This is a genomic window from Streptomyces sp. VRA16 Mangrove soil (genome assembly GCF_017377775.1).
Lineage (GTDB): Bacteria > Actinomycetota > Actinomycetes > Streptomycetales > Streptomycetaceae > Streptomyces.
In genome coordinates this window covers 976,488-1,000,386 of sequence record NZ_JAFVLN010000001.1, presented here as the reverse complement: position 1 = coordinate 1,000,386, position 23,899 = coordinate 976,488, and the positions used below count along the sequence as shown (strand labels likewise).

The following is a 23,899-nucleotide window of genomic DNA, read 5'->3' as shown; positions in this document are numbered from 1 at the left end:
CTCGATGGTCGCTCCTCCGCGGAGGGCGGGTGGGCCAGATGCCGCTCCCCGTCCCAGCGGGGGCCCACCCACACCGGCTCGATCCCGGACAGGATCAGCGCGGCCACGACGGACTTGCGGGCATACAGGCCCGATGACCGGTTTCTGCTCAGGCCCGGCTACCGACAGCATGGCGGCCTTCACCGACAGGGAGCTGCCACAGGTGGTGAAGAACGTGTGGTCGGCGTGGACCGCGTCGGCCATGAGCTGCTCCGCGTCCTGCAAGTAGCCCCCGCGCGTCCGGCGGTCGTCCAGGCCGCCGGACGCCAGCAGATCGTGCGACGGCGGTGCGCGTCCACGGCTTCCAGCACCGGAGCTCTCGAAGGGGCTGCTGCCAGACCGCCCGCCTCCTCCTTCCCCGCACGGAACGCCGGACTAACCTCGGCTGCCTCGGCGCCCCCTCAACGGGTGTCGGTCATCCCGCCGGTGACCGCGATGGTCTCCCCGATCGTGTAGCTGGAGTCGACTTCCGAGGCGAGGTAGACGTAGGCGGGAGCGAGTTCCTCGGGCTGGGCCGCGCGCGCCATCGGGTCGGACGAGGCGAGATTCTTCTCGAGGTAGTCGTCGGGAAAGCGCTGGCCGGCCAGATTGAGAACAGTCCAGGTCGGACCGGGCGCCACGACGTTGGCACGCACGCCACGCCGGGCGAGATGAGAGGCGATGGACTTGGTGAAGATGATCTGCGCGGCCTTCGATGCCGCGTAGTCCATCATCATGTCGCTGCCCTTGAGGCCCTCCTCCGAGGCCGTCGCGATGATCGCGTCCCCCCGCTCGAGGTGGGGCAGGCAGGCGAGGACGAGGTGGAAGTAGGCGTAGACGTTCGTCTTGAACGCCAGTTCGAACTCCCGGAAGTTCAGGTCGTCGAGGCTGTTCTGGCTGTTGAGCCGCGCCGCGTTGCTGACCAGGATGTTCAAGCCGCCCAATTCCCGAACGGTCGCGTCGACCGCCTCCTGGCAGAAGTCCGGGTCGCACAGATCACCCGGGACGAGCAGGCACCGTTGCCCCTCTTCCTCGACGACGCCGCGTGTCTGCTCGGCGTCCTCTTGTTCCTCGGGCAGGTAGACAATCGCCACGTCGGCGCCCTCGCGTGCATAGAGCACGGCCACTGCCCTGCCGATCCCCGAGTCTCCGCCCGTGATCAGCGCGATCTTGCCACGCAGCTTGCCCGAGCCTCGATAGTCGGGGGCCCGGTAGCGCGGAGGCGTCGACATCTTCGCCTCAAGCCCCGGCCGTTCTTGCCGCTCGAACCGGTACGGCGGCCTCGGTTCAGTTGCCTCACCCGGCCGAGCGGAAGAATCCTCACCTGTATCTGCCATCGGGTAAACCTCCAGCTCACAAGGTTGTCGGTCGGTTGACCTCTTCCGCGTAGCCAGCAAGCCGACGACGAAACCACCTGATCACGCCCCTCGAAGAACGAGGTCGCCTCCCGCGCCCTGGACCGCAGGCGAACCCCACGCGGTGGGCCGGGCCGGGGAGCTTGGGTCCCGCGCGCCCGACGGCCGCCGCCACGCCACACCGGCGGTGGCCGTCCCGGCTCGCATCCCGTGCAGAACCCGGCCTGTCCTTCTCAAGGCGTCAGGTGTGACCCGCTCGGCCCGCGCCGGTCACAGGAGCCGCTGCCCTGGGCCGCACGCTCGTACGCCCACAGCAGCCAGCAGCGCGCACGAGGTGGCCTGATTCGCGCTGATGACGGGTTTGCCGAGACGTTCTTCCAGGTGGGGAAGGGCCTCGTAGGTGGGCACAGCGGTGCAGCTGATGAGCAGCGCATCCGCTGCGGAGTGATCTCCGGCGACGACAGTTTCCTGCACCCGCTGCTCGTCCACGGTGTAGACATCTTCCACCGCGTCGAGGCCCAGCGACGAGAGCGCGACGACATCGAACCCGGAGGCCTCGAGGTACGTGGCCAGCAGACGATCGACCGGCTCCTGGTAAGGGTGCACCACGGCGAGCCGACGGGCCCCGACGGCACGGAGGGCGGCAATGATCGCACTGCTGGTCGTCAGCGCCTGCCGCGCGCCGTGTTCCGTCATCGTGTCCCGCAACGCCCGCTCACCAGCCACACCGTTGACGAAGCTGCACGCGGTGCACAGATAGGCCACGGCCTCCGCTCCGCGATCCACCAACTCGCGTACCGGCCCTGCCAGCAGATTCGGTCGGCCGAGGCGGGAGACCAGCTCCAGATTGTCCTGGTAGGAAACCTCTTCGGTGAAAGTCAGCGTGCAGGTCACACTCGGCGGGATCCAGCGGCGCAGCTCCGCCCGACGCGTGAAGTCGTAGGAGGCGACCACGCCGACATGTCGTTTCGTCGCAGGACCGAGGTTTCGTGGACCCATACCACCGAGGCTAACGAGCTGTTTCACACGCCGCGCTGCCCGAGCCGACAGCGACAGGCAGCCGACCGGTCCGGTGACTGCGCCACGCATGTCCGTCCGTGGCACACGCTTCTCACTCCGCGATCCGGGTAACCAGAGACGGGTGGCTCCCCTGTTAGCACTGCTCTCGGCCGCTTGCTACGGCGTTGTCGACTTCGCCGGCGGGCTGTTGTCCCGCCGTATCCCCTTCACCGCGGTCACCCTCCTCGGCCAGCTGGGCGGCTTGCTGGTCGCCGTGATCGTGGCTCTCCTCGTCCCCGCCTCCTCCGTCCGTCCCGCGGACCTGGGCTGGGGCGCCGTGTCGGGAGTCGGCAGCGCCGCGGCGATGCTGTGCCTGAACCGTGGGCTGAGCCGAGGCGCGATGACCGTGGTGGTGCCTGTGAGTGCCGTGACCTCCGTGGTCCTCTCCGTGCTCACCGGAGTTGTCTTTCTTGGGGACCGGCCTACGCTCCTGGCCTGGGCGGGCATCGCCGCCACGGGGCCCGCCCTGTGGCTCGTCTCGGGTGGGCACGTCATCGGCCCGCGGAGGCGGGGAGGGGAGAACGCCAAGGGTACGGCGGACGGCCTGTTGGCGAGCGCGGGCGTCGCCGTGCAGTATCTGGCGCTGGCGCAAGCGGGAGCCGCCAGCGGTCTCTGGCCGGTGGCCGCGGGCCGGCTCGCCGCCGTGGTGGTTCTCCTGCCGAGCGCGGCACGCCATCTGCGCGTGCCGCCTTTGCGCGGGGCTCAAGCGCTCCTCATCGGAGCCGGTGCGGCGCTGGGCCTGAGCCTGTACCTGCTCGCCACCCGGCAGCAGATGCTCGCCATCGCTGTCGTCCTCGCCTCCCTCTACCCGGCGCTGCCGGTGGTACTGGGGCTGATCCGGCTGCACGAGCGAGTCGACCGGCGCCAGATGGTCGGGCTGGTGGGCACGGCAGCGGCCTCCGTACTGCTCGCCGTCGGCTGACCCGGCACCGCCGGGCATCCGCTCTCCGCCGCGGGCCCACACCCCTTCGATGTGCTCGAATCCAGTGGCTACCTGTTGCGCCGTGCGATGTCAGCGTTGAGGGCGGTGGCGAAGGTACACCACAGTGCATACGGCACGAGGGCTGCTGCCGCACCTCGGTCGATGCGTGCGCTGCGGCGCACCAGATCCCAGGACGAGAGGGCCGTGGCTGCGGTGACGGCCAGGCCCGCGTACGGGGTGCGAGCCTTGAAGAACGACCAGCCGAACGCCGCGTTCAAGGCCAGATTGACCGCCAGCGCGGATCCCCAGGGTGCACGCTCCCCTGCCGGAGCGCGCTGCAGGGTGCGTCCTCCAGCCGCTGCAATCGAGATGTACAGCGGCGTCCAGACGAAACCGAAAGCGGCTGGCGGAGGCTGCCACGGAGGCTTTCTCAAGGAGCGGTACCAGGGATCGCTCGGATCAATGGCGACCGAGCCCAGCGCCGCCGCTGTCACTACAGCGGCACTCACGGGCCCGTAGCTGCGCAGCGCACCAGATTGCGACCGGTCACGCGCCGAACTCGACAAAGCTCTCGCCAGCCTCATACGTATCTCCTTCCCCATGATGCCGATGCCAGTCACGGCGTGACGTTCAGCAGCCGCGACGCCGAGCGCCGGCCCGAGCCCGCCGCACCGCCGTGCGCCATCCGCCTCGGGGCGCGGGTCTCGACAGGGCGCGTCGCGACCCGTCACGCCTCCTCCTGCCGGTCGGGGACGAGCCGCCCATGTGCCGCATTCTCCTGGCCGCCCCGGCCCGGGGGGCGCCACGCCCGCAGGCGCAGGCGCAGGCGCAGGCGCAGACGTAGGCGCAGACGTAGACCAGCGTGCTGCACGTGGTCGGGCGCGGCTTCACCGATCCCGGCCCGGACCGTCCGCAGCCAGGAGCAGTACGCAAGCGCCGGCCACCCAACTACACATCGCAGAGGGCCAGTTGCACACAGAGGGGTCCGGGGAGCGGAACGGAAACGTCGTGCGCCCGCCGCTTGAGGAAAACCATGGCTCCTTTCATCGCTCCTACCTCTCAGGAGACCCAGTGGGTTCCACTGTCCGACAGAGACTCGCCTGGCTGGCGAGCTTCCTCTTCCTGCTCACCCTCATATCGGCCGTGCCGGCGTCCGCCGGCGCACGGTCCTTGACGGTCGCCACCGACAAGGGCCTGGTCGCCGGAGCCACGGCCGCCGACGTCGACCGCTTCTACGGCATCCCGTACGCTGCTCCGCCCGTCGGCACCGGACGCTGGCAGCCGCCGGCACCCGCCGCCGCGTGGACGGGCACCCGGTCGGCCACGTCCTCCGGCCCCCGCTGCCTCCAGAACGGCAGCAACACGAACCCGGGAATGAGTGAGGACTGCCTCTACCTGAACGTCTACACGCCTGCCAAAAGGACCGACCGGCCGCTGCCGGTGATGTTCTGGATCCACGGCGGCGGCTTCTCCTCCGGTTCCGGGGACACGCAGGACGGCTCGCTGATCGCCCGGACCAACAACGTCGTGGTCGTCACGATCAACTACCGCCTCGGCGTGTTCGGCTTCCTCGACCTGCCCGGGCTGAGCAAGCAGGGCGCGGGCAACTACGGCCTGCTCGACCAGGAGGCGGCGCTGCGCTGGACGCAGCGCAACATCGGCGCGTTCGGCGGCGACGCGAGCCGGGTCACCATCGGCGGCCTGTCGGCCGGTGGCCACTCCGTCTGCGCGCTGATGTCCTCGCCTTCGGCGCGTGGACTGTTCTCGGGCGCGATCATCCAGAGCGGCGGATGCCCGAGCTACACGGTCGAGCAGGCCGTCGCCCGTGGAAAGAAGTACGCGACGGCCGCAGGCTGCTCCGCCACCGCGCCCGATCTGGCCTGCCTGCGCAACAAGCCGGCCAGTGAACTCCAGTCCGCGGCAAAGGACTTCATCGGCGGCATCCTGAGCGGCCCGCTTCCCACGGCCGGGACTCCCGAACTGCCCGTCGCTCCGCTCGAGGCCGTACGCACCGGCCGGACCGCGAACGTCCCTCTCCTCATCGGCCACACGCGTGACGAAATACGCAGTTGGGCGCGGCCGTTCGCGAACGCGACGAAGGACCAGTACGAGAAGGCAGTGCGCATCGAGTTCGGGGACGAGGCCGACGCCGTCCTCGCGCACTATCCGTTCAGCGCCTACGGCGACGCGTACACCGGGGCCTACGCGTTCGGTGCCCTGTGGGGCGACAGCAGCGCCTTTTACGGACTCGGGGGCTGCCAGTATCTGAGCCTCACCGCCCAGTTCTCGAAGCGTCAACCGCGCACGTACTACTACGAGTTCAACGACCCGCACCCGCCCACAGGCGGGTCCTCGTCGAGTGGCTTCGACGCGGGCGCGTCGCACGGCAGCGAGTTTCCGTACCTGATGCCCTCCTCGGCGACCTCGGCGCTGCTGACTCCCGCGCAGCAGCAGCTGTCCAGCGAGATGGTGCGCTACTGGGGCTCGTTCGTGAAGCACGGGAACCCCGCCGCTCCCGGGCTCGCCGCCTGGCCTTTGTTCCGGGCCGGACGGTTCATGTCCCTGCTGCCCGGAGGTGAGAGCCAGGCGCTGAAGACCGGCGTGTACGAGGCGCGCCGCCAGTGCGCCTTCTGGAACTCGATCGACTATGACTGGCTCCCTCTCGACGCGGACAAGCTCGCCGCGCAGGCAGGCGTTGCGCAGTCCTGATCCAGCACCGACGAAGGGCCCCCTCCGGCGGGAGGGGGCCCTTTGGTTGTGCGTGCGGAGAGCGTTCGGCTCAGTTGCCGGTGTGCTCCATGTCGAGCACGATCTTGCCGACCGCCGCGCCCGAGCGCAGCCGCTCCACGGCCTCGCCGAGCGCGTCCATCCCGTACCGCTCGTACGGCAGCGTCAGCGCACCGGACGACAGGTCCGGCAAAAGGCTCAGCACCTCGGAGGCGACCTCCGGGCCGCGGCTCATCATGTTCACGGGCAGGAGGGTGACGTCCGCGAGGAAGAAGTCCGCGAGGTCCAGGGTGAGCTCGCGGCCGGCCGTGTAACCGAGGAGCGCGGCGCGGCCGCGCGGGCGGACCAGGGTGAGGGCGTCCCGGAGGATCTGGCCGCCGACCGTGTCGATGAGGACGTCGACCTTGCCGCCGATCGCTTCCTCGGAGAGGTCGGAGGCGAGCAGGGCCTTGGCGGCGTCGGGCACGTGCGGCAGCTTCGCCGGGCGGCCGACGGCGCCGATGACCTCCGCGCCGGCCCGCGCCGCGAGCTGTACGGCCACGGCGCCGACCGCACCGGAGGCGCCGGTGACAAGGACCCGCTCCCCCGGCTTGACCTGGGCGATCGCGTGGACGGTCGCCCAGGCCGTGCCGACCGGGGAGAAGTAGATGCAGGCGAGGGCAGGGTCGGTGCCCTCGGGCATGACCTCCGCGGCGGTGTCCGGGACGAGCGCGTACTCGGCCCAGGCGCCGTCGCGGCTGAGGCCGAGACCTTCGCCGCGCAGGCGGACCAGGGCACCCTCGGGGTGGGTGTCCGAGGCGACGACATAGCCGCTGCCCTGGGTGCCGGGGATGAACGGCAGCTCGGGCAGGATGCCGAACTGTCCGTCGAGGATGTTCAGGTCCAGATGGGCGGCGGTGGCCGCCGCCACCCGGACGAGGGTGTGTCCGGGGCGCGGCTCGGGCACGGGCCGTTCGCCGAGGCGCGGCAGGATGCCGAACTCCTCGAGAAACAGGGCCCGCGATGTGGACGAGGTGGTGCTCACGTGCAGTGGTCTCCGTTCTTCCCCCATTGGACTGTGCGCGGACTGGGCAGTGCACCGACTGGACTGTGCGCCGACCCCCCGTGATCACTGCGACCTCGTTTACACCTTAGCTCCATACTTGTGCAGTACACGCATCGCGATCAGGCGCAGGATCCGGTCGTAGACCAGGCCCAGGATGCCGAGCGTGATGATGCCGACGAAGACCCAGTCGATGCGGCCGTAGTTGCGGGAGGTCCAGATCAGAGAGCCGAGGCCCACCTGGGCGGCGACGATCTCGGCGGAGACGATCGTCAGGAAGCTGTTGCCCATGGCGAGCCGGGCGCCGGTGAGGATGTACGGGACGGTGGAGGGCAGCACGACGCGCTGGAGGATCTGGCGGCGGCTCGCTCCGAGGCTGGCGGCGGCCCGCAGCTTGTTCTCGTTGACGGCCATGACGCCGGCGCTGGTGTTGAGCGTGACGATGAAGACAGCCGTGTAGAAGATCAGGACGACCTTCGACGTCTCGCCGATGCCCAGCCACACCACCGCCAGGGTCACGAAGGCGACCGGCGGGATGAAGCGGAAGAACTCGATGTACGGCTCCAGGAGCTGGCGCACGAGCCTGATCTGCCCGATGAGCAGGCCGACCGGGGCGCCCACGACGACGCCGAGGCCCCAGCCGATCAGGATGCGGCGGCTGGAGGCGATGACCGAGTTGCCCAGCGTGCCGTCGGACGCCAGCTCGCGGGCGGCCGACAGGGTCTGGCTCGGGGAGGCCACGAGGGAGGGGCCGTACTTCATGGCCACGAGCTGCCAGACACCCAGGCCGACGAGGATGGCGACGACGTACAGGCCGAGGGTGCGAAGCCCCTGGGCGCCGGCCCCGCTGGTGCGCCGCGGGCGGGTGCGGGTGCGGGCCGGGGCCGGGGTCTCGGTGGTGGTGATCGTCATGCGCCCTTCGCCTCTCGGTCGGGCCGGTCGTCGAGTCCTTGATCACGCATGGCCTTGCGCACCTCTTCTCCGATGTCCTCGCGCAGTTGGCTGCGCAGGCGCAGGGCTGCGGGGTCGGACTCGTCGCGCGGGCGCGGCAGGTCCACCGTGTACAGGGACTTGATCGACGCGGCGGGGCCCGCCGTCATCACGGCGATCCGGTCGGCGAGGAGGATCGCCTCGTCGATGTCGTGGGTGACGAAGACGACGGTGCAGCCGGACGCGCTCCAGATGCGGGCCGTCTCCTGCTGGAGCACCTGCCGGGTCTGCGCGTCGAGCGCGCCGAAGGGCTCGTCCATGAGGACGACGCCCGGTTCGTTGGCCAGGACCCGGGCGATCTGGACGCGCTGGCGCATGCCGCCGCTGAGCTGGCCGGGGTAGCGGTCCGCGCAGTGGCGCAGGCCGACCAGGCCGAGGTATTCGTCGGCCACCCGGTTCTGCTCGGCACGGGACAGGCCGCGCATGCGAGGCCCGAAGGTGACGTTCTGCTGCACCGTCATCCAGTCGAAGAGGGCCTCGCTGCTCTGGAAGACCATGCCGAGTTCGGGGTCGGGGCCGCGGACGGCGGCACCGTCCGCGGTGAGGGACCCCTCGCTGACCTGGATGAATCCCGCCATCGCCGACAGCAGGGTGGACTTGCCGCAGCCGCTCGGTCCGAGCAGACAGAGGAACTCCCCTGCCGGGATGTCCAGGTCGATGCCCTGGACGGCCTGGAACTCACCGAAGGAGATACCCGCGCCCTCGACCCGTAGGGCCGCACCGCGGCCGGCCGCCGCCTGCGCCGGGGCGCGGGGGGCCGGAACCGCGACCGCTGCCGCGGCCCGCGTCTCCGCTACCGTCTCCTTCTCGATCCCCTTGGTCATCAGGACCCCTTCGTGTTCTCGGGAAGCCAGCCGCGCTGGACGGTGCCGGCAACGTCGGGGCGTCCCTTGACCTTGCCGGTGCTCACGTAGAAGTCGGCCGTGTCGTCGTAGCCCTTCAGGTCCTTGTCGGTGAAGTCACGGACGCCGAAGTCGATCTCCTTCACCGCCTTCACCGTCTGGTCGGTGGGGATCTTCGCGGCGTCCTGGGTGGCCTTCGCCGCGGCCTGCGGGTCGCTCTCGGTCTTCTTGGCCGCTTCCTCGAGGGCCTCGGCCACCTTGACGGCGGTGCTCTTGTGGTCCTTGAGCCAGGGCGAGGTCGACAGGAGCCAGTGCTGGTAGCTGAATCCGTAGTCGCCCGTGGACTCCAGGATCCGCTCGCCCAGCTCCTTGCCCTTGGACGGCCACGGCTCCCACAGGACGTACGCGTCCACGTCGCCCTTGTTGGTGAGGGCCGGGATCTCGGCGGGGTCGGCCGTGACGAACTTGACCGAGTCGGTCTTGATGCCCTTCGACTCGAGGAACCGCGTGGTCGCCAGCTCGGACAGGCCCGGCACGACGGCCATCTTGCGGATCTTGTCGGGGGACTTCACCCCGGACCGCATGACGACCTTGAGGTAGCGCCCGGACTGCTCGTACACGAGCAGGGAGCGCAGCTTCGGGTTCTGGGCGAGCAGGCCGATGGTCGTGACGTCGGAGTTCCCCGCCATCTGGACCTGTCCGGCGTTGAGCGCGTCGACGCCTTCACCGCCCTTGGCGAACTGGACGAGGTCGACGTCGACCCCGTGCTTGGCCCACAGGCCCTCGGCGTCGGCCACGAAGAACGGCGCGTACCCGGCGTCGACGCCGACGGCGATCCGGATGTGGGGGTCACCCGCCCCGCCGCCGGAGCCCGAGCCGGCCCCGGAGTCGGTGGTCCCCGCTCCGCACGCGGTCACGAAGGTCAGTGCGGCGGTGCAGAGAAGGGTGCCGGCGATGCGACGGATCGGGCGGGATGTCGAGCGGGACGCTGTTTGCATGGTCACCTCGGAAGGGGGCGCTTTTCGGCGGGAAATCGGGGTGCGGGGCCGCGAGTTGGCGAACGGTACTGCCGCTCGGAGGGCAGGCGCATGCGCGGCGGTCCGCTCAGTGGGACGGTCGCGACACGGCTCGTCGGAGCCGGTCACCTGGCGTGCTGGTCGTACCAGCCGGACAGCAGCACGGTGTCGTAGTCGGGTGCGCTCTTGACGAGCTTCTCCGCGAGGAGGAAGTCCACGATCTTGCGCGAGGACGTGACATCGGCCGAGGTCAGGGCGCGGGACTCGAAGGTGATTTCACCGATGGCCTTCTCCGTTCCGGCCACTGGCAGCTGGGCCTGCTCACGAGAGGCGAGGGCGGCCGCGTGCGGGTCCTTCGTCACCAGCCGGTCGGCCTCGGCGACCACCTTGAACACCTTCCCGGCGACGTCCTGGTGGTCCTTCAGCCACTTCTGGTCCGCGAGCAGCCACTGCCGGTACGTGACACCAAAGTCGCCGGTGGATCCGGCGATGTGGCCGCCCGCCTCGACGCCCTTGGTCACCCAGGGGTCGAAGAGGATGTAGCCGTCGATGTCGCCGCGCTGGAGCATGGTGGGGATCTCCTGCGGCGAACTCTGCTGGATCTTCACGGAGTCCGGGTCGATGCCGTTGTGCTCCAGGTACTGGTGCGTGGCGTACAGGCCGATGCCCTGGATCGAGCCCATCGTCCTGATCTGCTTCGGCGAGGTGATGCCCTTGCGCAGGACGACCTTGAGGAGGCGGCCCGAGGACTGGAAGACGCCCAGGGCCCGCAGGGCCGGGTTGCTCACCATCTGCGGAAGGGCGGTGGAGTCGGCGTTGGCGGACATCTGGGCGGTGCCGGCCGTGACCGCCTGCGCGGCGGCCGGCCCACCCTCCACCTTCATCAGCTGGACGTCGACGCCTGCCTTCTTGAACATGCCGCGCTCGATGGCGAGGTACAGCGGGGCGTACGAGGCGTCGACGCCGAGCGCGAGCCGCACGGTCGGGCTCTTGCCGCCGGCGGAACCCGCCGAGTCGGTGGTGCCCGCCCCGCAGGCGGTGGCGAACAGGAGAGCGAACAGGGTGCCCACAGCGGCGGCCGGGCGCACGCCCGGCCGGTGGTGACGGAACATCGGATACGACCTCCGAGTCGGAGTGCTGTCGAGGTGGCGGAAACCTGGCACTCCGGGAGGTCCGCGGAAAGCACGGTGTCCCGCCTGATGGACCGGCACGATTGAGGTGACTTCCGGCCGTTCGTACGCTCCACCGATCCGAGGCTCGAACGGCAAGGAGCGCACATGCCCCGCAAGAGCACGACCGAGGGCGCAGCGACGACGCGGCGCGTGGTCATCGCGTCCGTCGCAGGCAACATGATGGAGTGGTACGACTTCTTCCTTTACACCACCGCCGCCGCACTGGTTCTCGGCCAGGTCTTCTTCCCCTCCGGCGAGAATCCGCTGCTCGGCACGATCGCCGCCCTGGCCGGTCACGCGGTGGGGTTCGCCGCCCGGCCCCTCGGGGGCGTGATCTTCGGCCACATCGGTGACCGGCGCGGGCGCAAGGTCGCCCTCATGGGGACGCTCTCCCTGATGGGCGGCGCCACCTTCTGTATGGGGCTGCTGCCCTCGTACTCCACGGCCGGACTGCTCTCGCCGCTGCTCCTGGTGCTGCTCCGGGTTCTTCAGGGCGCGGCCGCCGGCGGCGAATGGGGCGGCGGCGTCCTCATCATCACCGAGAACGTCCCGGCCGAGCGGCGTGGCTTCTTCGCCTCGTTCAGCTCCTGCGGCATGGGCCTGGGCTTCGTGCTCTCGGCGCTGGCGCTGTGGCTGGCCGAGCGGGTGTCCGGCGACGGGTTCCTCGCCTGGGGCTGGCGGCTCCCGTTCCTGGCCAGCGCGGTGATCTTCGTGGTGGGGATCTACATCCGCCGCAACCTCGGCGAGACGGAGAGCTTCGAGGCCGATTCCACGAAGGCCGAGGCCCCGGCGCACTCGCCCCTGCGGGAGGTGCTGCGGAACCATCCGCGCCAGGTGCTGTTCGCGATGGCCCTGCGCTTCGCCGACAGCGGCGCCAGCTACATCTTCATGTCGTTCTCCCTCGTATACGGGGCGTACGTGGGGATCTCCTCGGGCGTGCTGCTGTGGGCCGGGATCGTCGGCATGCTGGTGGACTCGGTGATGATGGTCGTCTTCGGGCGGCTCTCCGACCGGGTGGGCAGGCGGCCGGTCTATCTGGGCGGGGCGCTCGGCATGCTGCTGTGGGCGGCGCCCTTCTTCCTGCTCATGGACACGGGACAGCCCGCCGCGGTGTGGGCGGCGTTCATCGTCGGGCACATCGCCATCGCCGCGATGATCGGGGTCCAGCCCTCGTACTTCTCCGAGCTGTTCAGCACCAGCACGCGCTACTCCGGGATGGCGCTCGGCCACGAGCTGTCGTCGGCGATCGCCGGCGGTCTCTCGCCGCTCGCGGCGGCGGCGCTGCTCGCCGCCACGGGTCACTTCCTGCCGGTCGCGCTGCTGACCATGGGTATGGCGCTCGTCACGCTGGTGGCGCTGGTCTTCTTCGCACAGGTGCCGCGGGGCCCCGAAATCCCCGCCGACCAGGCACGGAAGGAGCACATCGGCGCACCTGTTGCCTGATGTTTACGTCCCCGCCCCTCTATGCAACATGGCGTTGTTGCACTTCAAATGGCCTGTGTCGCCATGAGACGAAGTGAGGGGACGCCAATGGGGTCGTACGCGCAAGAGGATGTCCTGCTGCCCAATTCCGTACTGGGCAAGGCGCAGCTGCTGCTCGCCGCGTTCGAGTCGGGCGCGGACCGGCTGCGGCTGAGCGAGCTGAGCCGCAGGTCGGGCGTGCCCAAGGCGTCGGCGTACCGGCTCGCCCAGGAACTGGTGCAGTGGGGGCTGCTCGACCGGCACGGCGAACGGTACGAGCTCGGCATCCGGCTCTTCCAGCTGGGGCAGCGGGTGCCCGCTTCCTCCGTGCTGCGCACCGTGGCCCGGCCGCTGATGACCGACCTGTTCACCCGGACCCGCACGGCCGTGCACCTCTCGGTCCTCGACGGGACCCACGTCCTGTTCCTGGAGAAGATCGCAGGTGAGGCCAACGTCCTCACCCACTCCTATGTCGGCGGCCGACTGCCCGCCTCCTGCACGGCGACCGGTCGGGTGCTGCTCGCCCTGGCCCCCGACGGACCCGAGCGGGTCGCGGAGCTCGTCGCCAAGGGGCTGCCCGCCATGACCCCTCGCTCCGTCACGGACCCGCAGGTCCTGGCCCAGCGGCTGGCCCGGACCGCACGGGAGGGGTACGCGCTGGAGCTGGAGGGGGTCAGGATCGGGGACGCCAGCCTCGCCGTCCCGGTGGCGCTGGCCGGGTCGGAGTACGCGGCGCTGTCGATCACCGGACCGGTCACGCAGGTGTCGGTGGAGCGGCACCTCGCGATGGTGCAGGACACGGCGGAGCGCATCGCGCGGGGTGTGGCGCGCAAAACGTCGTACGACCCGGCTCGCGCGGTGCGCACGGTTCGCACGCCGAAACAGCAGCCGACCGCCGTGCGCGTCGTCACGGGCTGAGCGCGCGCGGCGACGGTCCCGGTCCGGCCAGCAGAACACACCGGTGGCCCGCCTCCCCTCTCACGGTGATCGTGAGATGCCGCAAAGGCTGCGGACATGTGAGGGGAGGAGCCGTGGTGCGAACAGATCCGGACCAGACGCCGCTGCGCGTGCTCGACCTGACCGATGAACTCGCCTTCCAGGGCGCCCGGTTGCTCGTGGGGATCGGCGCCGATGTCGTACGGACCGAGTCGGGTGCCGGTCTCGGTCCCGCGGCGCGTGCGCACTGGCACGCGGGCAAGCGCTGGACGACGGTGCGCGACGCGGCGGAGCTCAACGCGCTCGCTGCGGGCGCCGATGTCGTACTGGAGAGCGGACCGTACGCAGACTTGCGCGGCCTGCGTGCGGACGGATCGTCCCGCTGGCCGCACGCCGTGCACGTGGTGGTGACGCCGTTCGGTCTGACCGGGCCGCGCCGCGACTGGGTCGTCGACGATCTGGTCCTGGCATCGGCGGGCGGCATGGCCTGGCTCGGCGGGCGCCCCGACGGACAGCCCAAGCCGCCGCCGCGCGAGCAGGCGTTCCAGATCGCCGGGGCCCACGCGGCGATCGGCGCGCTGCTCGCCGTCGTGTCGGGAACCCCGCAGCTCGTCGATGTCTCCGCGCAGGAGGCCGTCGCCGCCACGCTGGAGACCGCCGCCATCGCCTGGGTCCACGCCGGACGTTTCCCCATCCGCAGCGCAGGGGTGTACGAGCACGTCGCGCACCAGATCTTCGAGACGGCGGACGGATATGTGGCCGGGGGCTACTCCGGCAGCCCCCGGATGTGGACGGATCTGCTGACGTGGATGGCGGAGCACGGCGCGGCCGGTGAACTGCTCGACGAGCGGTGGCAGGACGCCGCGTTCCGGTGGCGCGAGCGCCCCCAAGTCGACGAGATCGTCCGGCAGTTCGCGAAGGGGCTGCCCACCGCCGAGATCGCCGAGGAGGCACGGCGGCGCGCCCTGCCATGGGCCGAGGTCGTGCCGCCCGAGCGACTGACCGAGCATCCCCAGCTGCGCGACCGCGCCTCCCTGGTCACCGTCACCGGCGACGGGCTGCCCGACGGCGGCGTCGAGGACGTCGGCTTCCCGTGGGCGGCACTCCCCCGCCCGGTCACCCTGCCCGCGATCCGGGAGGCGGAGGGCGACTCTCCGTGGCGCCACACCGGCCGGGCGCGTCAGGAGCAGGAGCGACCCAAGTCCCGGGCCATGGAAGGCGTGAGGGTCCTCGATCTGACCTGGGTGCTCGCCGGCCCGTACGTGACCAAGCAGTTCGGGGAGCACGGCGCGGACATCGTCAAGGTCGAGTCCCGGCACCGCAAGGACCCCACGCGCTTCGCGCCCTCGATGCATCTGCGGCCGGGCTCCGACCCCGACGACAGCGGCTACTTCATCAACTTCAACCGCAACAAGCGCAGCGTCGCCCTCAATCTGCGCACCGACGAGGGCCAGCGGCTGCTGCGCGAGCTGGTCCCGCACTGCGACGTCGTCGTGGAGAACTTCAGCCCGGGTGTGCTGGCCAAGTGGGGCATGGACTACGCCTCGCTGCGCGAGCTGAACCCGGACATCATCCTGGTGTCCATGGCGGGGGTGGGCCAGACCGGGCCCTGGCGCAAGGCCGTGACCTTCGCCGACACGCTCGCCGCGATGTCCGGGCTGGCCTACGAGACCCGTGACCCGGACGGCCCGCCGCAGGGACTGACCTTCGGGCTCGGCGACATGATCGCCGCCAACTCGGCGGTGCTCGCCACGCTCGATCTGCTGGCGCAGGGCCGTGGCGGTCACGTGGATCTGTCCCAGCTGGAGGCGATGGCCTCGACGATGGGCCCCGCGGCCCTGGAGCCCGTCCTCGGCGCCGGCGCGCCCGACCCCCGCACGACGGAGCATCCGAACCGGTCGCCGCACGCCGTGCCCCACGGTGTGTACCCGGTGGCCGGAAATGACCGGTGGCTGGCGGTGTCAGTGACGGACGAGGCGCAATGGCACGCCCTGACACGCCTCGTCGAACTCCCCGCGGCAGAAGACGACTTGGCGACCCGGCGGGCGCACGAGGACGAGATCGACGCCGCCCTCGCCGCCTGGACGCGCGCCCAGGACGGCCACAAGCTCGCCGAACTCCTCCAGGCCGAGGGCGTGGCGGCGGCGGTCGTGGCGACCGGACAGGACCTGATCGAGGCCGACGAGCAGCTCGCCGCCCGCGGCTTCTACACCGTGCTCGACCATCCGCTGACCGGGCCGGTCCCGCACGAGGGCATCGTCGCACGGCTGGCCGCGACACCCGGCGGACTCGACCGGCCCGCACCGCTCCTCGGCCAGCACACGCATGAGGTGCTGCGCGAGCTGCTTGACCTGACCGACGAACAGCTGGCGGCGCTGACCGCCGAGGGAGTGACCGAATGAGCGGGACGAAGACGAACCAGGTCGACCGAATCCTGCACGTGACGCGGGACGGCGCCGTCGCCACGGTCCGCGTGGACCGGCCCAAGGCGAACGCCGTGAACCCGGCGATGATCGAGGAGTTCCTCGCGGTCCTGGCGCCGCTGGCCGCCGATCCGGAGGTGCGCTGCATCGTCATCACCGGCACCGGACGGTTCTTCATCGCCGGCGCCGACATCGCGGTCATGCGGGACCTGTCGGCGGGCAACCAGGCGAAGATGCGCCGGTGGATCGAGGTCCAGCGGCTGATCGAGCAGGCGCCCAAGCCGGTCGTCGCGGCGATGAACGGCCACGCCCTGGGCGGCGGCGCTGAGTTGTCGCTCGCCTGCGACCTGCGGATCCTCTCGGAGGAGGCCACGTTCGGGTTCCCGGAGATGAGCCTCGGCCTGTTCCCGGGGGCCGGCGGCAGTCAGCGGCTCCCCCGGCTCGTCGGCCCCCACCTGGCGAAGCGCCTGATGATCGAGGCCGAACGGCTGGCGCCGCAGCGCGCCCTGGAGCTCGGCCTCGTCGACGTGGTGGTGGCGCAGGCCGAGTTCGACGCGGTGGTCGCCGAGCGGGCCCAGCGCCTGGCCGAGAAGCCGACGACCACGATCGGCCTGCTCAAGCGCGTCGTCGACGAGGGGTACGGGCTGCCCGTCGAACAGGCCCTGGAGCGGGAGGCCAAGGGCGTCGACGAAGTGACCGGGACGGCCGACGCGGCCGAGGGGCTCCAGGCGTTCCTGGAGAAGCGGCCGCCGGTGTTCACCGGACGGTAGGGCCGGCTGTGCCGACGCGGGCGGTCCGGTTCCGGTGACCGGACCGTCCGCGTTGGCGTGTTCGCGTACGTTCCGCATGCTCGGCGAATGAGTTCTCCAGAGCAGACCCAGACCCAGCAGGACACCGAAGAAGCCACGCACAACGGCCCCGTCCTCGTCACCGGCGGCACCAGCGGCATCGGCCTGGCCGTCGCGGAGGCGGTGGCCCGCGCCGGGCGCCCCGTGGTGGTCACCGGCCGGTCCGAGGACCGCTGCCGCGCGGCGGAGAAGCAGCTCCAGGGCATCGCGGGAGACCGCGGCCTTGCGCTGGTCGCCGACACCACCGACGCCGACGCGCTGGCCGCGGTCGTGAGCCGGGCCACCGAACTGTGGGGCCCCGTCACCGGCCTGGTGACAGCGGCCGGGCAGCTGGCCCGCGGCTCGGTCCTCGACCTCACGCCGGACGACTTCCGCGCCGCCTTCGAGAGCAACGTCATCGGAACCTGGCTGGCGATCCGCGCCGTCCTGCCCGGCATGCTCGACGCCGGTCACGGCCGCATCGTCACGATCGGCTCCGTGCTCGGCTCGACGGGCGCCCCCGAACGGGGCGGCTACGCCGCCACCAAGGGCGCGGTCGCCGCGCTCACCAGGTCGACGGCCCTGGAGGTCGCCGGCACCGGCGTCACCGTGAACTGCGTCGCGCCCGGCCCCGTGCGCACCCCCATGAACGAGAGCGCCGCCACCACCGACGCCGCCGCCCAGGCCGCCTTCACCGCCAAGGTGCCGATGGGCCGCTGGGGCACGCCCGACAACATCGCGCACGCCGTGCTGCCGCTGCTCGACGCCGGCTCGTCGTACACCACCGGTGCGTTGCTGCACGTGGACGGCGGCTACACCGCGCAGTGAGCGCCGCCCGCGCCGCCCAGCGGGAGCGGTTCGCTGAACGGACCGCGACGCTGGGCCCGCGCCCGGCGCGGTGATGGGCTCGGCACCGTACCCCCTGCATTCGTACAGAAGGACGGAAGGACGCACATGTCAGCTGCACCGGAGAGCCACTACGCGGACGGCGCGGGCATCCGCTACCACTACCACGACCTCGGCTCGGGGCCTGACACCGTGTTCCTGCACGGTGGCGGCCCCGGCTGCACCGCGTGGAGCGACTTCGGGCCCGTGGCGCATCTGTTCGCCGCCGACCGGCGCTGTCTGCTCGTCGACATCCAGCAGTACGGCAAGTCGGAGAAGTCCCCGATCGAGGGCCCGATGTGGGACCACCACGCGGCGAAGACCGTCGGTCTCCTCGACACGCTCGGCGTCGAGCGCGCCGACTTCATCTGCAGCTCGTGGGGCGGCACCATCGCCCTCAACCTCGCCGCGAAGTACCCGGAGCGCGTCCGGTCCCTCGTGATCACCGGCAGCATGCCCGTCTTCTACGGTCCGCTCGCCCCGCTCCCCGAGAACGGGCACCGCGGCCGCACGGCCCGCGACATCTACTACGGCGGCGAGGGCCCGACCCGCGAGAAGCTGCGTGACCTCATCACGAAGCTGGAGTGGTACGACGGCGCGAAGCTCCCCGAGGAGACGCTGACCATGCGCTACGAGCAGAGCCTCGACGAGGAGGAGCGCGCGCTGGCGGCCATGTCCGACTCGCCGCGCGGCGAGTGGCAGGACCTCACCGAGGAGCTGGGGCAGATCCAGGCCCCCACGCTGTTCATGTGGGGCATGCAGGACGCGTTCCTCACCCCGGACTACCCGCTGATGCTGGCCCGCATGGTGCCGAACGGGAACCTCCACGTGATGGACCACAGCTCCCACCACCTCGAGGAGGAGCGCCCGGAGGCGTACCACTCGGTGGTGAGCGGCTTCCTCAACTCCCTGAGCTGAGACTCCCTGAGCTGAGACTCCCTGAGCCGAGTCCGGTCCACTGCCTGTTCCCTCCCCAACTGCCTTACGGAGAACGCCCCATGTCCATCTGGACGGAGATCAGCCCCACCCCCTTCCGCGTCGAGTACGTCGACGCCGCCGGTGTCCCCACCCGCACCCTGCGCGCCGGCGACCCGAACGGCCAGGCCGTCGTCTTCCTGCACGGCACCAGCGGTCACCTGGAGGCCTTCGCGCGCAACATCACCGCGCACGCCGCCTACGACCTGCACGCCATCGACATGCTCGGTCACGGCTACACCGGCAAGCCCGACAAGCCGTACGAGATCGCGGACTACGTCGCCCACCTGCTCGACTACCTGGACGCCGTCGGGGTCGACAGCGTCCACATCGTCGGTGAGTCGCTCGGCGGCTGGGTCGGCGCCCGCGCCGCCATCGAGCACCCCGAGCGGGTCCGCAGCCTCCAACTCCTGTGCTCCGGCGGCACGGTGGCCAACCCCGAGGTGATGGACCGCATCCGCACCAGCACCAAGCAGGCCGTCACCTCCGACGACATCGAGCTCACCCGCAAGCGGATGCGGCTCCTCATGGCCGACGACGCCTCCGCCACCGAGGAGCTGGTCGAGGTCCGGCACGCGATCTACCACACGCCGGAGTTCATCGCGGGCGTCGACAACCTGCTCTCCCTCCAGGAGATGGAGCGCCGCCAGCGCAACCTGCTGCGCCCCGAGCACCTGGCGCAGATCACCCAGCCGACGCTGGTCGTGTGGGGACGCCAGAACCCGTTCGGCGAGACCCCCGAGGCGACGGCCCTGCACGAGGCCATTCCCGGCTCGCGCCTCGAACTCTTCGAGAACTGCGGTCACTGGCCGCAGCACGAGCAGGCCGAGCGCTTCAACGCGCTCAGCCTGGAGTTCATCGGCAAGGCCGCCGGCTGATGCGGGCGGTCCGGTTCCACGACTGGGGCGCCGCTCCGGTCCTCGACGAGGTGCCCGAGCCCGTCCGCGCCCCGGGCGAGGTCCTCGTCCAGGTGACGGCCGGCGGGGTCTCGCACCTCGATGTCACCGTCGCGTCCGGCGACTTCGAGCTCAAGCCCGCGCTTCCGTACGTCGGTGGCGTCGAGGGCGCGGGCACGGTCCTGGAGGCGGACGCCGACTCCGGCCTGGCCCCCGGCACCCAGGTCGTGCTGCGCGGCGGCGGCCTCGGCCTGCTGCGTGACGGCACGTGGACCGAGCGGGTCAGCGTGAAGCGCAAGGCCGTCACGCCGCTGGACGCTCCACTCTCCCCCGCGGTGGCGGCAAGCTTCTTCGTCCCCGCGACGACCGCGTACGTGGCGCTGCACGATGTCGCCCGGATCGGTCAGGACGAGAATGTGGTCGTCGTCGGCGCCGCGGGCGCGGTCGGCGCGATGGTGGCCCAGCAGGCGCTGGCCGCGGGCGCCCGGGTCACCGGTGTGGTCGGCCGGGAGGACCAGCTGGCCGACGTGCCGAAGGGCGTGGAGGCCGTGACGCTGGACGACGCGGAGGCTCTCGCGCAGGACCGCGCGGCCTCGCTGCTCGTCGACACGCTCGGCGGCTCGGGCCTGGTCGGCCGCAGCCGGTGGGTGCGGCGGGGCGGACGCGCGGTGGTCATCGGCTACGTGGCCGGCCCGCACGTCGAACTCGACCTGCCGAGCTGGCTGCTCGACGAGGTGGCGCTGCTCCCGGTGAACATGATCCGCCAGGACCGCCGGGCCCGGGAGGTCTCCGGCGACCTGGTACGCAGACTCTCCGAGGGTGAACTGTCGCTGGCGGTCGAGGAGTTCGGCCTGGCCGAAGCATCCGCGGCGCTCGACGCCCTGCGCGGCGGGCGCGTGCGGGGGCGGGCCGTGCTGCTGCCGGGGTGAGAGTCCGGGCTGCGCGTCGCCGCCCAAGTGGGGCGTGGGAACCGGTCGGGGTTCCCACGCCCCCTGGCCACCGCGCTCGACGCGGTGAACCGACGTCAGCGCTGAAGGGTCAGCAGGCCAGGACGGTAGGGCAGGAGGCCGTAGTCGCCGCCTGAGCTGGGGCTGCATCCCTGGTACAGGAACTGGAGATGGCAGGGATCGACGGTCATGGTCTGGTCGGCGCTGGTGCGGATCAGCTCGCCATGGCTGATGTCATTGGTCCAGGTGGCGCCGCTGTTGGCCTTGCCGGCGAAGGGATTGCTCTCGGTCGCGGCCTGGGGTGTCCAGGAGCCGTTGAGGCTGGTGGCCGTGAACGAGCGGAAGTAGCGGCCCTGCGAGCCGATCGCCTCGACCATCATGAGGTAGCGGTTCTGGCCCTGGAGTTTGTAGACCTGGGGGGCTTCGAACAGGTTGTTCGTCGTATCGCTCATGACCACGGTCGAGCTGGTGCCGAAGCTGCCCGGGAAGTTCCCGATCGGCATGCTGGCCCGGTAGATCTTGCCGTTGTCACCGGCGAAGAACAGGTACATGTTCGTACCGTCGCCGATGAGTGTCTGGTCGATGGGGCCCGTGCCGGAGCCGGAGATGCTTCCGGAGAAGAGCGTCTGCGGGGCCGACCAGCCGTTCGGGTTGGTGGGGTCGCTCGACGTCCGGTACGAGAAGGCGCTCGCGCCCCACTGGTAGGTGAGCACCCAGATGTTCTTCGGGGCGAAGTAGAAGAGCGTGGGCGCGACCGTGGCGCTCGACATCGCGTTCTGGCCGGCCGAGGCCATCTGCGACCAGTCGCTGAACAGGCTGAAGTTCATCGAGCCCCAGCTCGTCCCCGTGTCGTGCGTCGTCGCGTAGACGAGCTGTTGGCCGTTGTAGGGGACGACGGTGAAGTCCTTGAGCGAGACCCACCCGGACTTGGGCTGCGCCAGCGCGCCCGTCGACGTCCAGCGGTAGGACGACGGAAGGTCGCACGGGGCGGAGGTGTCGTCGCCGACCTTGACCAGCTTCCACTGCTGATTGGTGCCGCCCCAGTCGTCGTACTGGACGATGTTCGCGCCGTCGGCGGTGGAGCCGCCCTGCACTTCGAGGGCCTTGCCGCTGTGGCGCGAGATCAGCCGCACATAACCGTCCGAGCTGTCGGCCAGTCGCCACTGCTGGTTGGTGGCGTTCAGATCGGTCCACTGGACGATCGAGCCGCCGTTCGCGGTCGACCAGTTGTAGACGTCCAGCACCTTGCCGGAGAGGCGGGACTTGATCCGGTAGTAGCCGCCTCCCGAATCGACGAACTGCCATTGCTGCTGGCTCTGATCGTTTCTGGACCACTGGGTGATCCGGGCGCCGTCACTGGTCGCCATGTTGTAGAGGTCGAGGGCCTTGCCGCTGTTGCGATTGACCAGCACGTACGAGGCGTTGGTGTCCACGGTGGCCGCCTGGGCGGGCTGGGCGCCGAGGAAGGCAGCCACGAGCAGCAGGGGCGACAGGACGGCGAGCAAGCGTCTGAGCAGCCGTCGCGGCTGTGCCGGAGACGGGTGACGAGACCACATCGAAGGGCTCCTTGGGGGTGTGGGGTGACCCCGGTACAGCGGACCGGCCGTGCGGGGCGGGACACGCTCCGAAAACCTTTCGGACGGTTTCCGGTTGCGGTGACGCCACAAGCTAGGAATGCGCGGCCCTGCGGTCAACCCCACACACAGGACTGTCTACAAACAGCGGGTCGCCTTCAATGATTCGAGGCTGAACGCCCAGTTTTGGGTGGTTCATTACCCGCCCTATTGAGTCCCGGAAGTTTCGGACCATGAACGTAAACTGTTTCTGCGAGGAGTATTGACGCTGCACCGTCAATGCCCCAATGTCCCTGCCTGAAGAGCCGACCACCGTTCGATATTTCGGCTGGCCCTGCGTCAGTCCTTCCCTGATGTCTCTCCAGGAGATGCAGCCATGAGCTCGTACGCCCTCCCCAGACCCGTTCCCCGCCGGAAGACCCGCGCAGTGTTACTGGCGCTGGTCGCCGGCATCCTCGGTGTGGTCGTCGCACTGGTGGCGCCGCCCGCCCACGCCGCCGAGAGCACACTCGGCGCCGCGGCGGCGCAGAGCGGCCGCTACTTCGGTACCGCCATCGCCTCGGGCAAGCTGGGCGATTCGGCGTACACCACCATCGCCAACCGCGAGTTCAACATGGTGACGGCCGAGAACGAGATGAAGATCGACGCCACCGAACCGCAGCAGGGGCAGTTCAACTTCACCGCCGGCGACCGCGTCTACAACTGGGCGGTGCAGAACGGCAAGCAGGTGCGTGGCCATACCCTGGCCTGGCACTCCCAGCAGCCCACCTGGATGCAGAACCTCAGCGGCAGCGCACTGCGCCAGGCGATGATCAACCACATCAACGGCGTGATGAGCCACTACAAGGGCAAGATCGCCCAGTGGGACGTCGTGAACGAGGCCTTCGCCGACGGCAGTTCGGGGGCGCGCCGCGACTCCAACCTCCAGCGCACCGGCAACGACTGGATCGAGGTCGCCTTCCGCACCGCGCGCGCCGCCGACCCGGCCGCCAAGCTCTGCTACAACGACTACAACGTCGAGAACTGGACCTGGGCGAAGACGCAGGCCATGTACAACATGGTCAAGGACTTCAAGCAGCGCGGCGTGCCGATCGACTGCGTCGGCTTCCAGTCGCACTTCAACAGCGGCAGCCCGTACAACAGCAACTTCCGCACCACCCTGCAGAACTTCGCGGCCCTCGGTGTCGACGTGGCCATCACCGAACTCGACATCCAGGGCGCCCCGGCGTCGACCTACGCGGCCGTGACCAACGACTGCCTGGCCGTGTCGCGCTGCCTCGGCATCACCGTCTGGGGCGTGCGCGACACCGACTCCTGGCGCTCGGGGGACACACCGCTGCTGTTCAACGGCGACGGGAGCAAGAAGGCCGCCTACACCGCCGTTCTCGACGCGCTCAACGGCGGTTCCACCACCACGCCGCCGCCCTCCGGCGCGGGCACCATCAAAGGCGTCGGCTCGGGCCGCTGCCTGGACGTGCCGAACTCCAGCACCACCGACGGCACCCAGGTCCAGCTGTGGGACTGCTCGGGCGGCACCAACCAGCAGTGGACGTACACCAGCGCCGGTGAACTGCGGGTCTACGGCAACAAATGCCTGGACGCCGGCGGCACCGCCAACGGCACCAAGGTCCAGATCTACAGCTGCTGGGGCGCCGACAACCAGAAGTGGCGTCTGAACTCCGACGGATCCATCGTCGGCGTCCAGTCCGGCCTCTGCCTCGATGCCGTCGGGGCCGGCACCGCCAACGGCACTCTGATCCAGCTCTACTCCTGCTCCAACGGCAGCAACCAGCGCTGGACCCGTACCTGACGGTGGCCGCACCACCGCCCTG

20 protein-coding genes and 1 pseudogene are annotated in these 23,899 nt (G+C 70.3%); 11 read left to right on the top strand and 10 right to left on the bottom strand.

Annotated elements, in window-relative coordinates:
• Nucleotides 1-11: 11 nt before the first annotated feature.
• The 3 genes and pseudogenes from J3486_RS43880 to J3486_RS04415 form a co-directional block, all read right to left on the bottom strand.
• Nucleotides 12-312 (bottom strand): annotated as a pseudogene (locus J3486_RS43880) (ornithine decarboxylase); the annotation flags it as partial.
• Nucleotides 313-440: 128 nt separating this feature from the next.
• Nucleotides 441-1,250, bottom strand: coding sequence for an SDR family oxidoreductase (locus J3486_RS04420; RefSeq protein ID WP_229377402.1), 810 nt, complete (start codon nt 1,248-1,250; stop codon nt 441-443).
• A gap of 393 nt (nt 1,251-1,643) precedes the next feature.
• On the bottom strand, nt 1,644-2,327 hold the full coding sequence (locus tag J3486_RS04415; protein ID WP_207818577.1) for an Asp/Glu racemase: 684 nt from the start codon (nt 2,325-2,327) through the stop codon (nt 1,644-1,646).
• Between the two features lie 187 nt (nt 2,328-2,514).
• On the opposite strand from J3486_RS04415, the gene J3486_RS04410 reads away from it, so the two are divergent.
• Complete coding sequence (locus tag J3486_RS04410) at nt 2,515-3,354, top strand: EamA family transporter (RefSeq protein ID WP_207818576.1); 840 nt, start codon at nt 2,515-2,517, stop codon at nt 3,352-3,354.
• 68 nt (nt 3,355-3,422) lie between these two features.
• Here the strand turns inward: J3486_RS04410 and J3486_RS04405 are convergent, their stop codons facing one another.
• Nucleotides 3,423-4,085, bottom strand: coding sequence for a TspO/MBR family protein (locus J3486_RS04405; protein WP_307804679.1), 663 nt, complete (start codon nt 4,083-4,085; stop codon nt 3,423-3,425).
• Nucleotides 4,086-4,425: 340 nt separating this feature from the next.
• On the opposite strand from J3486_RS04405, the gene J3486_RS04400 reads away from it, so the two are divergent.
• A complete protein-coding gene (locus tag J3486_RS04400; RefSeq protein WP_207818575.1) occupies nt 4,426-6,063 on the top strand; it encodes a carboxylesterase/lipase family protein in 1,638 nt (545 codons plus the stop codon).
• A 70-nt stretch (nt 6,064-6,133) separates the two neighbouring features.
• Here J3486_RS04400 and J3486_RS04395 read toward each other — a convergent pair whose 3' ends face one another.
• The 5 genes from J3486_RS04395 to J3486_RS04375 all read right to left on the bottom strand — a co-directional run bounded on the left by J3486_RS04395 (nt 6,134) and on the right by J3486_RS04375 (nt 11,083).
• Entirely contained in the window at nt 6,134-7,105 is a 972-nt protein-coding gene (locus J3486_RS04395; RefSeq protein ID WP_207818574.1) for a zinc-binding alcohol dehydrogenase family protein, read from the bottom strand.
• A 99-nt stretch (nt 7,106-7,204) separates the two neighbouring features.
• Nucleotides 7,205-8,035: an ABC transporter permease gene (locus tag J3486_RS04390; RefSeq protein WP_207818573.1), complete on the bottom strand. Its 831-nt coding sequence runs from the start codon at nt 8,033-8,035 to the stop codon at nt 7,205-7,207.
• Nucleotides 8,032-8,937, bottom strand: a complete 906-nt coding sequence (locus J3486_RS04385; RefSeq protein WP_229377399.1) for an ABC transporter ATP-binding protein — start codon at nt 8,935-8,937, stop codon at nt 8,032-8,034. Before J3486_RS04385 ends, J3486_RS04390 begins: the two co-directional genes overlap by 4 nt.
• A complete protein-coding gene (locus J3486_RS04380; protein ID WP_207818951.1) occupies nt 8,937-9,953 on the bottom strand; it encodes an ABC transporter substrate-binding protein in 1,017 nt (338 codons plus the stop codon). Before J3486_RS04380 ends, J3486_RS04385 begins: the two co-directional genes overlap by 1 nt.
• A gap of 143 nt (nt 9,954-10,096) precedes the next feature.
• Nucleotides 10,097-11,083 (bottom strand): ABC transporter substrate-binding protein, encoded by a 987-nt coding sequence (locus J3486_RS04375; protein WP_207818572.1) that lies wholly within the window; start codon nt 11,081-11,083, stop codon nt 10,097-10,099.
• Between the two features lie 165 nt (nt 11,084-11,248).
• Between J3486_RS04375 and J3486_RS04370 the strand changes: the two genes are divergently transcribed.
• The 8 genes from J3486_RS04370 to J3486_RS04335 all read left to right on the top strand — a co-directional run bounded on the left by J3486_RS04370 (nt 11,249) and on the right by J3486_RS04335 (nt 20,475).
• Entirely contained in the window at nt 11,249-12,586 is a 1,338-nt protein-coding gene (locus J3486_RS04370) for an MFS transporter (protein ID WP_207818571.1), read from the top strand.
• A gap of 87 nt (nt 12,587-12,673) precedes the next feature.
• Nucleotides 12,674-13,522, top strand: a complete 849-nt coding sequence (locus J3486_RS04365; RefSeq protein WP_207818570.1) for an IclR family transcriptional regulator — start codon at nt 12,674-12,676, stop codon at nt 13,520-13,522.
• Between the two features lie 116 nt (nt 13,523-13,638).
• Nucleotides 13,639-15,942, top strand: a complete 2,304-nt coding sequence (locus J3486_RS04360) for a CoA transferase (protein WP_207818569.1) — start codon at nt 13,639-13,641, stop codon at nt 15,940-15,942.
• Complete coding sequence (locus tag J3486_RS04355) at nt 15,939-16,733, top strand: enoyl-CoA hydratase/isomerase family protein (protein WP_207818568.1); 795 nt, start codon at nt 15,939-15,941, stop codon at nt 16,731-16,733. Before J3486_RS04360 ends, J3486_RS04355 begins: the two co-directional genes overlap by 4 nt.
• A gap of 87 nt (nt 16,734-16,820) precedes the next feature.
• Complete coding sequence (locus J3486_RS04350; RefSeq protein WP_207818567.1) at nt 16,821-17,618, top strand: SDR family NAD(P)-dependent oxidoreductase; 798 nt, start codon at nt 16,821-16,823, stop codon at nt 17,616-17,618.
• A gap of 126 nt (nt 17,619-17,744) precedes the next feature.
• A complete protein-coding gene (locus J3486_RS04345; protein ID WP_207818566.1) occupies nt 17,745-18,593 on the top strand; it encodes an alpha/beta fold hydrolase in 849 nt (282 codons plus the stop codon).
• An 80-nt stretch (nt 18,594-18,673) separates the two neighbouring features.
• Nucleotides 18,674-19,528, top strand: coding sequence for an alpha/beta fold hydrolase (locus J3486_RS04340; RefSeq protein WP_207818565.1), 855 nt, complete (start codon nt 18,674-18,676; stop codon nt 19,526-19,528).
• Nucleotides 19,528-20,475, top strand: a complete 948-nt coding sequence (locus J3486_RS04335) for an alcohol dehydrogenase catalytic domain-containing protein (RefSeq protein WP_207818564.1) — start codon at nt 19,528-19,530, stop codon at nt 20,473-20,475. Before J3486_RS04340 ends, J3486_RS04335 begins: the two co-directional genes overlap by 1 nt.
• Nucleotides 20,476-20,570: 95 nt before the next feature.
• Here J3486_RS04335 and J3486_RS04330 read toward each other — a convergent pair whose 3' ends face one another.
• Nucleotides 20,571-22,049, bottom strand: coding sequence for a non-reducing end alpha-L-arabinofuranosidase family hydrolase (locus J3486_RS04330; RefSeq protein ID WP_207818563.1), 1,479 nt, complete (start codon nt 22,047-22,049; stop codon nt 20,571-20,573).
• A 394-nt stretch (nt 22,050-22,443) separates the two neighbouring features.
• Here J3486_RS04330 and J3486_RS04325 point away from each other — a divergent pair, with 394 nt between their 5' ends.
• Entirely contained in the window at nt 22,444-23,877 is a 1,434-nt protein-coding gene (locus J3486_RS04325) for an endo-1,4-beta-xylanase (protein WP_207818562.1), read from the top strand.
• The last annotated feature ends 22 nt before the right edge of the window (nt 23,878-23,899 follow it).